This window comes from Buttiauxella sp. 3AFRM03, assembly GCF_003675305.1.
GTDB classification, from domain to species: Bacteria; Pseudomonadota; Gammaproteobacteria; order Enterobacterales; family Enterobacteriaceae; genus Buttiauxella; species Buttiauxella ferragutiae.
The window spans coordinates 836068-850991 of record NZ_CP033076.1 but is presented as its reverse complement, the minus strand read 5'-3'; the positions used below and the strand labels follow the sequence as shown (position 1 = coordinate 850991).

The window sequence follows — 14924 nt, the reverse complement described above, 5'->3', positions numbered from 1 at the left end:
GAGGGCGCGATCGTCGGGAACGAATCGCAACCGACCCTGACACGGAGGCAAACTGGAGGTTTACCGCTTGCGGCGATTGATTTGCCGGACGCCGGGATTATCAAGGGGTTGGCGTTAACCCCTTGATACGTTCACCGTTCATTGAGCTATAAGAGAAAGAAGATTAACGGGTGAACGGAAAATCACGGACTGCCATAAACATTAGCCATAAACATTAAGTGCCCAATGGTACCAACAACACATCAACCTTGCTTGACTCGACTACCGCCTTCGCGGAGCAAATTATCTTGCTGAAAAAGGTTTGATTGTGGTTGCCGCAAATCACTAAATCTACCGATCCCTGGTTACAGATTGCCAGAATATGCTCACTTAATTCGCCCGTAGCAATAACAGTATTAGCAATGGGGTAATTAGCTTTTTCGAGCAGTTCATCAATAAAGATCTGCGTCTCTTCAAGCATTAATTCCCGTAAGTTTTCAAGCATAGGCGCGGCGAATTGATTATAGAGTTCGGGTTCCGAGGCGAGTGTAATTAAAGTGATTTTCCCATTAACTGGCCGGGCAATAGAAACTGCCCGGGCGACCAGCAAATGGCTTTCAGGACTGACAGCGACAGCAACCAGTATATGTTTGTAACTCATTACAACCTCCTGTTGCCTGAGAACCAGACGGTTAACATCTTCCTATATCAATCTACGTTATTGCGCAAGTATAGTAACCACAGGAACTGTGAGCCTGCTCAAGAAAATTCATAAATAACGCTAATGTAAAATAGTTGTAATGAGAATGTGAAGTATAAATTGATCGTTTTACCATCAACCTTTTGTATTATTTTTTCTGGTTACTATGCCGCTCCATTTCTATAGCGAATGACTTCTTTTTCTTAGGCAAAATAATGTCTTACAAGGTGTTACATGCTGAAAGTAGGATTTTTATTAGTGTATTCGTTGGTCTAATTGAAAATGCGAGATAAATTACACAGATAAGATAATTCCTGACCGTGTTATTGCTCGTAAGTCATAGGGTTGTTAGCGCGAAGATAAGGTTTTTCCAGATAAACGTAACGGATATACCGAGTTTGTTTATAAAACATTCAAATGGAAAGTCTCACTGATGTTTTAGTGGGATGCATACAGTAAATATATGTGATCTCCATCGCATAAACTTGAAAATTCAACGACCCCCGCATTGTATGTCTAAAGGGCTACGAGTAGAGTTTGCGCGGAATTAGGAAAAATCTTAATTTCTTACAAATTTTTACGCTCGGATATGAACGCACCCACAAGGAAGTTTCACTGCATTTTTGGCGCGGTGGATTCAGTGCATCCTATCGGTTAGTTAACGAGCTTTTTTTGGTTGTTTTAATTTTAACCGGGAATTCCCGGCGACTCACGGGGTGCGGCATCGCCGCATGTATAAAAGTTAGTTTTTCAGGATGAACAAAATGCATACATCCGAGTTGTTAAAACATATCTACGATATTAATTTGTCGTATTTACTTCTTGCGCAACGCCTTATTAATGGCGACAAACCTTCAGCAATGTTTCGTTTGGGCGTGAGCGAGGATATGGCCAATACCCTTAGCGAATTAACCTTGCCACAAATGGTAAAATTGGCGGAAACCAATCAACTGATTTGTCAGTTCCGTTTTAGTGATAACCAATCAATTACTCGTTTAACACAAGACTCACGTGTGGACGATTTACAGCAAATCCATACTGGCATTTTGTTATCCACCCGCTTATTAAAAGAGGTGTCGCCGATAGACGAGGCACCTCGCAAAAAAAGGGCGTAACAAAATGAGCGAGAAAAGTATTGTTCAGGAAGCCCGCGACATACAACTGGCGATGGAATTAATAACGCTGGGCGCTAGATTGCAGATGCTTGAAAGCGAAACACAATTAAGCCGTGGCAGACTAATCAAACTTTATAAAGAGCTCCGCGGGAGTCCTCCGCCGAAAGGAATGCTACCTTTTTCTACCGACTGGTTTATGACCTGGGAGCAAAATATCCATGCTTCCATGTTTTGCAACTCCTGGCAGTTTTTACTACGCACCGGATTATGTTCCGGTGTTGACGCGGTCATCAAAGCTTACCGCCTCTATCTTGAACAGTGTCCGGCACAAGAGGGTGGCCCGCTACTGGCGCTGACTCGCGCCTGGACCCTTGTCCGTTTTGTTGAAAGCAATATGCTTGAATTGAGTAGTTGTAATTGCTGCGGTGGTAACTTTATCACCCACGCACACCAGCCAGCAGGCAGCTTTGCTTGTAGTTTGTGCCAGCCTCCATCGAGAGCAGTAAAAAGACGTAAACTTTCTTCGAATACTGCCGATATTATTCCACAACTGCTGGATGAACAGGTCAAACAGGCCGTTTAACAGTTCGGTGTGGATAAACACTCCAGCAGCGATAAGCAATTATCGCTGCTTTTTTTTGCCCCGCGCCTGACTGTTTTCACCTCTGATTTGTGATTCCTCGTCACATTTAACAGCAGAAGGATGTACTCGTGCTGATTGTAATAGGTTATCTGGTCGTTATTGCGACAGTATTCGGCGGCTATATGATGACTGGCGGTCATCTTGGCGCACTCTATCAACCAGCTGAATTTATCATCATTGGTGGGGCGGGTATTGGGGCCTTTATCGTGGGTAATAACGGTAAAGCGATTAAAGCGACGATAAAAGCGTTGCCATTACTTTTTCGTCGCTCGAAATATACCAAAAGCATGTATATGGATCTCATGGCGTTGTTATATCGCTTGATGGCGAAGTCACGTCAACAAGGGATGTTTTCGCTGGAACGTGATATTGAAAATCCTAAAGAGAGCGAAATATTCGCCAGCTACCCGCGCATTTTAGCTGACACTTTGATGCTGGATTTCATTATTGATTATCTACGCCTGATCATCAGCGGGAATATGAACTCGTTTGAAATTGAAGCGTTGATGGATGAAGAAATTGAAACCCACGAAAGTGAAGCGGAAATACCGGCAAATAGCCTGGCAATAATGGGGGATTCCCTTCCGGCATTCGGTATTGTTGCGGCAGTGATGGGCGTGGTTCACGCACTGGCTTCCGCCGACAGACCGGCAGGTGAACTGGGGTCGCTGATTGCGCACGCCATGGTCGGAACCTTCCTTGGGATTTTGCTGGCTTACGGTTTTATCTCGCCTCTGGCGACCGTTCTGCGTCAAAAGAGTGCTGAAACCACAAAAATGATGCAGTGCGTGAAAGTCACATTGCTCTCAAGCCTTAACGGTTATGCGCCGCCAATCGCTGTCGAATTTGGCCGTAAAACTCTTTATTCCAGTGAACGTCCGTCGTTCATTGAACTTGAAGAACATGTGCGTGCTGTTCGTTCCCCGAACACGCAGCAGCGTGCCACGGAAGAAGAAGTATGAAACACAACGCGCGCCCGATTGTTGTCGTAAAACGACGCAAACACAAAGCCCACGGCGGCGGCGCGCACGGTTCATGGAAAATTGCCTACGCGGATTTTATGACCGCGATGATGGCCTTTTTTCTGGTGATGTGGCTGATTTCCATCTCCAGCCCTAAAGAACTGGCGCAAATTGCCGACTACTTCCGTACACCACTTTCTGCCGCGATTACCGGCGGGCAACGCATTGCCGATAGCCAAAGTCCGATTCCTGGCGGTGGCGATGATGTGACCCAACAACAGGGCGAAGTGAAAAGACAGCCCAACATTGAAGATCTCAGGAAAAAAATGGAAACCAGTCGTCTCAAGCGATTGGCCGACAAACTGGATCAATTGATTGACGCCGATCCCAGGTTGCGAGCACTGCGTCCGCATCTGCAGATTGACCTGGTTCAAGAGGGGCTGCGGATACAAATCATCGACAGCCAGAACCGCCCAATGTTTAAAAACGGTAGCGCTGAAGTTGAGCCTTATATGCGCGATATTCTGCGCAGTATTGCGCCGTTACTTAATGATTTTCCTAATAAAATTAGCTTGTCTGGCCACACTGATGATTTGCCTTATGCCATGGGAGAGCGTGGTTATAGCAACTGGGAGTTATCTGCGGACCGGGCAAATGCTTCGCGTCGCGAACTGATGTCGGGTGGACTTATCGACGGCAAGGTCCTGCGTGTTGTGGGCATGGCATCCACCATGCGCCTGACAAACCGCGGACCTGGCGATGCGATCAACCGACGCATTAGTTTGCTGGTACTGAATAAACAAGCTGAAGAGGCCATCGTGCACGAAAACGCAGAAAGCGATAATCAGCCACTAAGCATTCTCCAACAACCTGTGGCCGTAGAACCGGCGCAGAACACATTACCGCCACAATCCGGTACGAGGTGATAGCGTGAGTATGGATATCAGCGATTTTTACCAAACATTTTTTGACGAGGCCGACGAGCTACTGGCTGATATGGAACAACATCTGCTGAACCTGGTGCCTGAAGCGCCGGATTCAGAACAGCTGAATGCCATATTTCGTGCTGCGCACTCGATCAAAGGGGGCGCGGGAACGTTCGGTTTCTCCATTTTGCAGGAAACCACGCACTTAATGGAAAACCTGCTGGACGAAGCGCGACGTGGTGAGATGCAACTCAACACCGATATCATCAACCTGTTTTTGGAAACCAAAGATATTATGCAGGAACAGTTGGACGCTTATAAAAACTCCCAGGAACCGGATGCTGAGAGTTTCGATTATATCTGCAAAGCGTTACGCCAACTGGCTCTGGAAGCCAAAGGTGAAGCCCCAACGCAGGCTACAAAATTAACGGTTGTTGAAAAAGAAACTGTTGAAACGGCGCCTGCCAGTGACGGCTATTTACGCATTGCCATTACCGGTTTAAAAGCTAGCGAGCGCAGTTTGTTGCTCGAGGAGCTATCTAACCTCGGCACGATAAGCGATGTCGAGCAGGGTGAAAGCTCAGTGACCGCGACGCTGGAAACCACCGTCTGTGCCGATGACATCAGCGCAGTGCTCTGTTTTGTTATCGAACCTGAACAGATCGAATTCCTGCCATTAGTGGCAAGCGGCACAGCAGAAGAAGTTGCGGAAGTTGTAGCAGCTGAAACGCCGGTTGCTGTTGCTGTGAATGCAGAGCAACCAGTGGCTGCGGTTGCGCCACCCGTTGCACCACGTAGCGAAAGAGAAAGCAAACCGCCGCGTGTCAGTGAGTCAAGCAGCATCCGTGTCGCCGTGGAAAAGGTCGATCAGCTGATTAACCTGGTAGGCGAACTGGTGATTACCCAGTCGATGTTAGCCCAACGTTCCAACGAACTTGACCCGGTTGAACACGGCGAATTGATTACCAGTATGGGTCAGTTACAACGTAACGCCCGTGACCTGCAAGAGTCAGTGATGTCTATCCGTATGATGCCAATGGAGTATGTCTTCAGTCGCTTCCCGCGTCTGGTACGTGATCTGGCGGGTAAATTGGGTAAACAAGTCGAACTGACTTTGCAGGGTAGCTCAACGGAGCTGGATAAAAGTTTAATCGAACGCATTATTGACCCATTAACTCACCTGGTGCGTAACAGTCTCGACCACGGCATCGAATCGCCGGAAAAACGCCACGCGGCGGGTAAATCGGCAGTAGGAAATTTGATTCTTTCGGCAGAACACCAGGGCGGGAATATCTGCATCGAAGTTTCTGACGATGGTGCTGGCCTGAACCGTGAGCGCATTCTTGCCAAAGCGCTGTCGCAAGGCATGGCGGTACACGAAAACATGTCTGACGATGAAGTGGGCATGCTGATTTTTGCCCCAGGGTTCTCCACCGCCGAGCAGGTCACTGATGTGTCCGGGCGCGGTGTCGGTATGGACGTGGTGAAACGTAACATCCAGGAAATGGGTGGCCATGTTGAAATCAAATCGCAGGCCAATGTCGGCACCACCATCCGCATTATGTTGCCGCTGACCCTCGCTATTCTTGATGGCATGTCGGTCAAAGTTTGTGACGAAGTCTTTATCTTGCCGCTCAACGCGGTGATGGAGTCGTTACAGCCGAAGGAAGATGATTTGCATCCGCTGGCGGGTGGCGAGCGCGTGCTTGAAGTGCGTGGCGAATACTTGCCGCTGGTTGAACTGTGGAAAGTGTTTGATGTGACTGGCGCTAAAACTGAAGCGACGCAGGGCATCGTGGTGATTTTGCAAAGTGCCGGACGGCGTTACGCGCTGTTAGTTGACCAGTTGATTGGTCAGCACCAGGTGGTGGTGAAAAACCTCGAAAGTAACTATCGCAAAGTGCCGGGTATTTCTGCCGCTACCATTCTTGGCGATGGCAGTGTGGCGCTGATTGTTGATGTTTCTGCGCTGCAAGGTTTGAACCGTGAACAACGTATGGCCGGCCACGCCGCCTGATCCTCCGGGTTTTAGAATAGGATAATTAAATGACTGGATTAACTAATGTGACAAAAATGACCGGGGAAACGGTAGGGCAAGAGTTCCTCGTTTTCACTCTCGGCGACGAAGAGTACGGCATCGACATTTTAAAAGTGCAGGAAATTCGCGGATACGATCAAGTCACGCGTATTGCCAACACGCCTGCGTTTATCAAAGGGGTCACCAACCTGCGCGGTGTGATTGTGCCTATCCTCGATCTGCGCATTAAGTTTGCGCAAGATGACGTGGAATATAACGATAACACGGTGGTTATCGTGCTGAACTTCGGCCAACGCGTGGTGGGGATTGTGGTGGATGGCGTGTCTGATGTGTTGTCGCTGACGGCTGAACAAATCCGCCCGGCACCTGAATTTGCCGTCACGCTGTCAACGGAATACCTGACTGGTCTCGGCGCACTGGGTGACCGAATGCTGATTCTGGTGAACATTGAGAAGTTGCTGAATAGCGAAGAGATGGCACTGATCGATGATGTTAGCCGCGTAGCCTGATTTGGCTTAGCGGGTTGTCGGGTGACGCTTGCGCTTGCCCGACCTACGCGATGCGGTTTTTTTGTAGGGCGGATAAGCGCAAGCGCCATCCGCCACTATCATCAGCGTATTACGCTTCTACGCGTTCGCCAGCTTCGACTTCTTCTTCCATCTCGCCTTCGTTTTTCGACAACATCGCTGTTGCCACACCGTTACCCAGCACGTTAATCGCTGAACGGCCCATATCGAGGAAGTGGTCGATACCCATCAGCAGCAAAATACCTGCCACCGGGATATTAAAGCTTGGAATGGTGGCAGCCAGCACCACCAGTGCAGAACGCGGCACCCCAGCGATACCTTTCGATGCCAGCATCAACGTCAGCATCAGTACCACAATCTCAGAGAAATTCAGGTGGATGTTATAGGCCTGGGCGATAAACATCGAAGCAAAAGAGCAGTACACCATCGAACCGACCAGGTTGAACGAATAACCAATCGGCAGAACAAAGGATGCAATGTTACGTGAGCAACCAAAGCGCGTGAGCTGATCCAATGTTTTAGGATAAGCCGCTTCGGAGCTGCTGGTAGTAAACGCAACCAGAACCGGGTCTTTGAGCATGGCAATCAGGCGGAACACATCACGCTTGAGCACCATGTAACCGACGCCAATCAGCACCATGCAGGTGAGGATGATCGCCAGATAGTAACCGCCGATAAACGAGGCGTAGTTGAGCAAAATGCCCAAACCTTCGGTGGCCACCACAGAAGATATCGCGGCAAAAATTGCCAGCGGTGCCACGTACATTACATAACCCGTCACTTTCAGCATGATGTGGGAAACCACATCCAGCGCTGCCACTAATGGCGTGTTGAATTTCTCGCCAAGCGAAGCGCCCGCAATACCGAAGAATAAAGAGAACACCACAATTTGCAGGATTTCATTATTCGACATCGCGCCCGCAATACTGGTTGGAATGGTATGCGAGATAAAGGCTTTCAGGTTCATGCCGCTAACCGCAAGGCCGGTTTGCACATCACCTGCCGGAACCTGGAGATTCATGCCCGCACCTGGCTGCTGAAGCGTGACGATGAACAAACCCACCAGAATGGAAAGGATGGAAGAGGAGACAAACCACACCATCGCTTTACCACCGACGCGGCCAATAGTTGACGTTTCGCCCATCTTCATGATGCCAACCGTTAAGGTGCTAAACACCAAAGGGGCAATCACCATTTTGATCAGTCGTAAAAAAATGTCGGTAAACAGCGTGATGTTTTCGGCATAACTTTTGATGTTGTCTGCGGCAGCGTATTCATGAATGGCGGCGCCCGAGAGAATACCGGCGAACATGAATAGCAAAATAAACAGCGTGAGTTTGTTTGAGTTTGACACTTACGTAGTAACCCCATCCGGTTTAGTAACAATAATTTAACCTATTGAACCATATATAATTATTATGTTTGCCCAATAAGTATTCGGCCCATAAATTGAAGCAAACAGCGTCCGGATTCAACTATTTTTTACTTTTTGTCGCATTTGTTAATACAGAATGCCTTATGCAACAACATGTCAGCAATCATGCAACTACCGCCATTGTCCGCTCGTCCGTAGGTTGGGCAAACGCAGTGCCCCGACGTCCTTATCCGACAAAAACATCCCAAAAGTTTCACGTAAAGTTTCGACACCGTATGCCGATAACACCGATAAGAAATCATTAAAAGGGTGTTATATGTTGAACCGTATTCGCGTTGTCACCGTGCTTTTGATGGTGTTGGTGGTGTTTGCACTCCTCCAGCTCATCTCTGGCGGAATGTTTTTTAACTCACTTAAAGATAATAACGACAGTTTTAAAGTTTCCAGAGAGTTACGCGTTCAACAATCGGAACTGGCTAATACCTGGGAATTGATGCTGCAAACCCGCATCAATCTCAGCCGCTCCGCCGCTCGTATGATGATGGATGCCAGCAACGGGCAAAGTGCGGCTAAAACCGAACTGCTCAATAACGCTAAAAAATCCCTGGCCAGCGCCCAGCAACATTACGCCCTGTTTAAACAAATCCCCGCTATTAACCCAGAGCTGGAAACCCTGGTCAAAGGCATTGATGACGATTACCAGAACTACAACCAGGCGCTGAGCGAACTGGTGGGTTACCTGGAAAGTGGCAACATGGACGCCTATTTTGCGCAGTCCACGCAAAGCCTGCAAAACGCCCTCCAGACTGAATATGGTAATTACATCGCCATGAACGACCGCATGTATGAGCAGTCGTTTATTGCCAGCACCCATAATTACAACTTTGCCAAATGGCAAATCGCCGGACTGGCGTTAGCGCTCTTTGCAGTGATTCTGCTGGTGTGGGCTGGGATGCGCCGCATTCTGCTGCAACCGCTGTCAGTGGTTATCGGCCATATTCGTGAAATCGCTAACGGCAACTTGACGGAAAATATCGTGTCCAGCGGGCGCAATGAAATCAGCGTGCTGACTTCCAGCGTGCGCCATATGCAGCAAGAACTGATTATCACCGTTGGCAGCGTGCGTGATGGTTCCGACGCGATTTATAGCGGAGCCAGCGAAATTGCCGCCGGAAATAATGACCTTTCATCGCGCACCGAACAGCAAGCCGCTTCGCTTGAAGAAACAGCTGCCAGCATGGAACAGCTTACTGCGACGGTGAAACAGAACGCCGAAAATGCCCGCCAGGCTTCACAACTGGCCTTAAGCGCCTCCGAAACGGCCCAGCGTGGCGGCAAAGTGGTGGATGGCGTGGTGAAAACCATGCACGACATCGCAGGCTCCTCGAAAAAAATCGCTGACATTACCGGCGTAATTGATGGCATCGCTTTTCAGACCAACATCCTGGCGCTGAACGCCGCGGTGGAAGCGGCACGTGCCGGTGAGCAAGGCCGTGGATTCGCGGTAGTCGCGGGCGAAGTGCGTAATCTGGCGCAGCGCAGTGCGCAGGCCGCCAAAGAGATCAAATCGCTGATTGAAGATTCAGTTTCCCGCGTGGATACCGGCTCAGTGCTGGTGGAAAGCGCCGGGGAAACGATGAGCGACATCGTCAATGCGGTGACGCGCGTGACAGACATCATGGGCGAAATTGCTTCCGCCTCTGACGAACAAAGCCGCGGTATCGATCAAGTTGCGCTGGCGGTGTCTGAAATGGACCGCGTCACGCAACAGAACGCTTCACTGGTGGAAGAATCGGCTTCTGCCGCAGCCGCCCTTGAAGAACAAGCCAGCATGCTAAACCAACTGGTCGCAGCCTTCCGTTTACAGGCTGAACCTGCGACGACGCCTGCTGTTATTGCCTCGAGTGTGGCGACACCGGTTCTCAAGACCAGTAAAGCCACCGTCAGTGGGCATGACGACAATTGGGAAACTTTCTAAGAATCATTAATGGCTGCCAGACATGCCAGCTGAGGGGATGTGATGTTCAACCGTATCCGAATTTCGACCACGCTGTTGTTAATCTTGATCGTCTGCGGCGTATTGCAGATTGGCAGTAATGGACTGTCCTTTTGGGCATTCAGGGATGACTTTCAGAATTTAAAAATGGTTGAAGTCGGAAACCAGCAACGTGACACCCTAACGCAAAGCCGTGCGGCTTTGTTGCAGGCCAGCACGGCGCTGAGCCGGGCCGGGACGCTGACGGCACTCAGTTATCCGCAAGACGATATTAAACGGCTGATGGCCAACGCGCGCGGCAGCCTGAAACAGGCTGACATGTTGTTTAACCAGTTTCTGGAAATCCCACCTTTGAATAAAGAAGGTGAGGAGATGATGGCGTCAACCAAACAAAGTTACGCCACCTATCGCGATGATCTGCAGCATCAGTCGACCTGGCTTGAGAGCAATCAGCTTTCTGATTTCCTCAGCGCGCCGATTCAGAAGTCACAGGATATTTTTGATGCCAACTTTAATGCCTGGCAGCAAAGTATTAATGACATCGTGGCGGCGTCGAGTGCAGACAGCAAAACCAATTACCAGATCTCGGCCATTATTTTTGCCTGTGCCACGGTGATTGCGATTCTGATGCTGATTGGCTCAATCGTCTGGTCACGCAGAATGCTGGTGCGCCCACTTGAAATCGTCCGCAGTCATTTTGAGCATATTGCCGCCGGGGATTTGGCACGCCCGATCGGTGTCTTTGGGCGTAACGAAATCTCTGAGATTTTCCGCAGCCTGAAAAACATGCAGCAGGAGCTTAAAGAGACGGTGGGGCAGGTTCGCCAGGGCAGCAGCGCGATGCACACCGGTATCGCAGAAATTGCTGCGGGCAACAATGACCTTTCATCACGTACCGAACAGCAGGCTGCGTCGCTGGCGGAAACCGCCGCCAGTATGGAACAACTCACCGCAACCGTGAGCCAGAACGCCGACAACGCGCGCCAGGCAGCGCAGCTTTCTCGCACTGCCGCCGATACCGCGCAGCAAGGCGGCCAGCAAGCGGCCAATGTCGCACGTACCATGCACGACATCGCCGGAAGCTCGAAGAAAATTGGTGACATCACCAGCGTGATTGATGGCATCGCTTTCCAGACCAATATTCTGGCACTGAACGCCGCCGTTGAAGCGGCTCGTGCTGGCGAGCAAGGGCGTGGATTTGCCGTAGTCGCAGGCGAGGTGCGCAACCTGGCACAACGCAGTGCGCAGGCGGCAAAAGAGATCAAAGTGTTGATTGAAGAGTCGGTTGACCGCGTGCATCAGGGTTCGCAACTGGTGGATACCGCCGCGACGACGATGGCGGAGATCGTCCGTTCGGTGACGCAGGTTAACGACATTATGGGCGAAATTGCTTCCGCCTCTGACGAGCAACGTCGCGGCATCGAACAGGTGGCGCAGGCCGTCAGCCAGATGGATCAGGTCACCCAACAGAATGCTGCACTGGTAGAAGAGGCCGCAGCCGCCACCGATGCGCTGGCAAGCCAGGCCGAACACCTGAGTGGTGTCGTTGCAGTGTTTAATCTGGAAAGTGCTACTGAACAAGGCATCAGCAAAGATTTAGTCACTAACGGGGTGCTTGTCACTCCATGATCAAGAAGGCGCTATGACATCACCACTGTCCAACGGACAAACGTCATTAATGTTACAGATGACACAGCGTCTACCGCTGTCCGACACGCATTTTCGTCGGATCTGCCAGTTGATTTACCAGCGCGCAGGTATTGTGCTGGCCGATCATAAACGCGACATGGTTTACAACCGCCTGGTGCGCCGTTTGCGCACTTTAGGGCTGGAGGATTTTGGGCACTATTTGAGCATGCTGGAAGCCAACGGTATTAATGCCGAATGGCAGGCGTTCATTAATTCCCTGACCACAAACCTGACGGCATTTTTTCGCGAGGGTCACCATTTCCCGATTCTCGCAGAGCATGCGCGTAAACGGAGTGGTGAATACAAAGTGTGGAGTGCTGCGGCCTCGACCGGAGAAGAACCTTACTCCATCGCGATTACGCTCGCCGATGTTATCGGGATGGCGCCGGGGCGCTGGAAAGTGTTTGCCAGTGATATTGACACTCAGGTTCTGGAGAAGGCGCAAAGTGGGGTTTATCGCCAGGATGAACTGAAAACGCTGGCTCCACTCCAGTTGCAGCGCTATTTCATGCGCGGCACCGGGCCACACGATGGGCTGGTGCGCGTACGTAGCGATCTGGCCAGTCATATGGAATTTGCGCCAATCAACCTGTTGGACAAGCAAGCGCCAATTCCTGGGCCATTTGATGCAATTTTCTGTCGCAACGTGATGATTTATTTCGACAAAGAAACGCAACAGCAAATTTTGCAGCGCTTTGTACCGTTGCTTAAACCGGGCGGATTGCTGTTTGCCGGGCATTCGGAAAATTTCAGTAACCTCAGTCGTGAATTTTTGCTGCGTGGGCAGACGGTATATGGACTGAGTAAGGAAAAATCATGACAAAAATAACTGTGCTGTGTGTCGATGATTCTGCCCTGATGCGTCAAATCATGACTGAGATAATCAACAGTCATGACGACATGGAAATGGTGGCAACTGCGCCAGACCCGCTGGTGGCGCGGGATTTGATTAAAAAATTTAACCCGGACGTACTGACGCTGGATGTCGAAATGCCGCGCATGGATGGGCTGGATTTTCTCGAAAAATTGATGCGTCTGCGCCCGATGCCAGTGGTGATGGTGTCATCACTGACGGGGAAAGGTTCGGAAGTCACTTTAAGGGCGCTGGAGTTGGGGGCGATTGATTTTGTCACTAAACCACAGTTGGGGATCCGCGAAGGGATGCTGGCATACAGCGAAACTATCGCTGAGAAAGTGCGTACCGCGGCCAAAGCTAAACTGGCCGCACGCGCACCAGCGGCGGCTCCGATGGCAATCAAAGCCGGGCCATTGCTCAGTTCAGAAAAATTGATAGCCATCGGTGCATCAACTGGTGGTACTGAGGCGATTCGCCATGTGCTGCAACCGTTGCCGCTTTCAAGCCCAGCGGTGCTGATCACCCAACATATGCCGCCAGGTTTTACGCGCTCATTTGCCGACAGGCTCAACAAGTTGTGCCAGATAGCGGTGAAAGAAGCCGAAGACGGCGAACGTGTCTTGCCGGGGCATGCGTACATCGCCCCTGGTGATAAACATATGGAGCTTGCTCGCAGCGGGGCGAACTACCAAATCAAGATTCACGATGGCCCACCAGTGAACCGGCATCGCCCGGCCGTGGATGTGTTGTTCCATTCCGTGGCGAAATTCGCTGGGAGAAATGCCGTGGGCGTGATTCTCACCGGAATGGGGAATGACGGTGCCGCCGGGATGCTGGCAATGCATAAAGCCGGGGCATGGACCATCGCCCAAAACGAAGCAAGTTGTGTGGTGTTCGGCATGCCGCGTGAAGCCATTAACAGTGGTGGCGTTAGCGAAGTGGTCGATTTAAGCCAGATTAGTCAGCAGATGTTGATGAAGATTAGTGCCGGACAGGCAATACGTATTTAACCGAAGGAACTCTATAAATGGCAGATAAAGAACTCAAATTTTTGGTGGTGGATGACTTCTCTACCATGCGTCGCATTGTCCGTAACCTGTTAAAAGAGCTGGGTTTCAACAACGTTGAAGAGGCTGAAGATGGCGTTGATGCGTTGAATAAACTGAATGGTGGCGGCTTTGGCTTCGTGATTTCTGACTGGAACATGCCGAACATGGATGGCCTGGAGTTGCTGAAAACCATTCGTGCCGATGGCGCAATGGCGGCAATGCCAGTGCTGATGGTGACGGCTGAGGCGAAGAAAGAGAACATTATTGCCGCAGCACAAGCCGGGGCGAGTGGTTATGTGGTGAAACCGTTCACCGCCGCCACTCTGGAAGAGAAGTTGAACAAAATCTTCGAAAAGCTCGGCATGTAAGGAGAGGCACATGCACTCATCTACAAACCCCGCGTCAGAGTTAAATTCAACCGGCGATATTATCGTTCGGATAGGTAGCCTGACCCGTATGCTGCGTGATAGCTTGCGCGAACTGGGCCTTGACCAGGCGATTGCTGAAGCGGCGGAAGCTATTCCTGATGCCCGCGACCGTCTGGACTACGTGGTGCAAATGACGGCGCAGGCCGCCGAACGCGCACTGAACTGCGTGGAGCTCGCACAGCCTCACCAGAATAAAATGGAAAGCGATGCCAAAGCATTAACTGGCCGTTGGGACGCCTGGTTTGAAAACCCCATCGAGCTGGGTGATGCCCGTGAACTGGTCACCGATACGCGTAGTTATTTATCTGGCGTCCCGTCGCATACCAGTTTCACTAATGCCCAGCTTCTGGAAATCATGATGGCACAGGATTTCCAGGATTTAACCGGCCAGGTAATCAAGCGCATGATGGATGTTATCCAGGAAATTGAACGCCAGCTGTTGATGGTGTTGATGGAAAACATGCCAGAACTGGATGCCCGAGCAAAACGCCCGGCTGACAGCCTGCTTAACGGCCCACAAATGAACGCCAGCGCGGCGGGTGTGGTGGCAAGCCAGGATCAGGTTGATGATTTGCTGGATAGTTTAGGGTTTTAATTTTTAATAAAAACACCCTGGTCCTTTCCTTCGTTTGCGGGAGAGG

Annotated in this window: 14 protein-coding genes; 12 read left to right on the top strand and 2 right to left on the bottom strand. The window is 50.5% G+C overall.

Annotated elements, in window-relative coordinates:
* Positions 1-214 precede the first annotated feature (214 nt).
* The gene (gene uspC / locus D8682_RS05335; RefSeq protein ID WP_121813721.1) at positions 215-640 is read right to left on the bottom strand and encodes a universal stress protein UspC; all 426 of its coding nucleotides are present in this window, start codon (positions 638-640) and stop codon (positions 215-217) included.
* 803 nt (positions 641-1443) lie between these two features.
* Here uspC and flhD point away from each other — a divergent pair.
* The 6 genes from flhD (at position 1444) to cheW (ending at position 6872) form a co-directional block, all read left to right on the top strand.
* Positions 1444-1794 (top strand): flagellar transcriptional regulator FlhD, encoded by a 351-nt coding sequence (flhD, locus tag D8682_RS05330; protein WP_064545804.1) that lies wholly within the window; start codon positions 1444-1446, stop codon positions 1792-1794.
* Positions 1795-1798: 4 nt separating this feature from the next.
* On the top strand, positions 1799-2377 hold the full coding sequence (gene flhC / locus D8682_RS05325) for a flagellar transcriptional regulator FlhC (RefSeq protein ID WP_064545806.1): 579 nt from the start codon (positions 1799-1801) through the stop codon (positions 2375-2377).
* 128 nt (positions 2378-2505) lie between these two features.
* Entirely contained in the window at positions 2506-3399 is an 894-nt protein-coding gene (gene motA, locus D8682_RS05320) for a flagellar motor stator protein MotA (protein WP_064545808.1), read from the top strand.
* Entirely contained in the window at positions 3396-4325 is a 930-nt protein-coding gene (gene motB / locus D8682_RS05315; protein WP_064545810.1) for a flagellar motor protein MotB, read from the top strand. The genes motA and motB overlap by 4 nt, the downstream gene beginning before the upstream one ends.
* Before the next feature lie 10 nt (positions 4326-4335).
* Positions 4336-6342: a chemotaxis protein CheA gene (gene cheA / locus D8682_RS05310; protein WP_064545812.1), complete on the top strand. Its 2007-nt coding sequence runs from the start codon at positions 4336-4338 to the stop codon at positions 6340-6342.
* A 29-nt stretch (positions 6343-6371) separates the two neighbouring features.
* Positions 6372-6872, top strand: a complete 501-nt coding sequence (gene cheW, locus D8682_RS05305; protein ID WP_064545814.1) for a chemotaxis protein CheW — start codon at positions 6372-6374, stop codon at positions 6870-6872.
* A 109-nt stretch (positions 6873-6981) separates the two neighbouring features.
* Here cheW and D8682_RS05300 read toward each other — a convergent pair whose 3' ends face one another.
* Entirely contained in the window at positions 6982-8244 is a 1263-nt protein-coding gene (locus tag D8682_RS05300) for a dicarboxylate/amino acid:cation symporter (protein ID WP_064545816.1), read from the bottom strand.
* 337 nt (positions 8245-8581) lie between these two features.
* Between D8682_RS05300 and tar the strand changes: the two genes are divergently transcribed.
* The 6 genes from tar to cheZ are packed head-to-tail and all read left to right on the top strand — an operon-like array spanning position 8582 to position 14878.
* Entirely contained in the window at positions 8582-10243 is a 1662-nt protein-coding gene (gene tar, locus D8682_RS05295; RefSeq protein ID WP_064545818.1) for a methyl-accepting chemotaxis protein II, read from the top strand.
* Between the two features lie 42 nt (positions 10244-10285).
* A complete protein-coding gene (locus D8682_RS05290) occupies positions 10286-11890 on the top strand; it encodes a methyl-accepting chemotaxis protein (protein ID WP_121813720.1) in 1605 nt (534 codons plus the stop codon).
* A 13-nt stretch (positions 11891-11903) separates the two neighbouring features.
* Positions 11904-12770 (top strand): protein-glutamate O-methyltransferase CheR, encoded by an 867-nt coding sequence (cheR, locus tag D8682_RS05285; protein WP_064545822.1) that lies wholly within the window; start codon positions 11904-11906, stop codon positions 12768-12770.
* A complete protein-coding gene (locus D8682_RS05280) occupies positions 12767-13816 on the top strand; it encodes a chemotaxis response regulator protein-glutamate methylesterase (protein ID WP_121813719.1) in 1050 nt (349 codons plus the stop codon). Before cheR ends, D8682_RS05280 begins: the two co-directional genes overlap by 4 nt.
* Positions 13817-13833: 17 nt before the next feature.
* Entirely contained in the window at positions 13834-14223 is a 390-nt protein-coding gene (cheY, locus tag D8682_RS05275; RefSeq protein WP_064545825.1) for a chemotaxis response regulator CheY, read from the top strand.
* Positions 14224-14233: 10 nt separating this feature from the next.
* Positions 14234-14878, top strand: coding sequence for a protein phosphatase CheZ (cheZ, locus tag D8682_RS05270; RefSeq protein ID WP_064545826.1), 645 nt, complete (start codon positions 14234-14236; stop codon positions 14876-14878).
* Positions 14879-14924 lie beyond the last annotated feature (46 nt).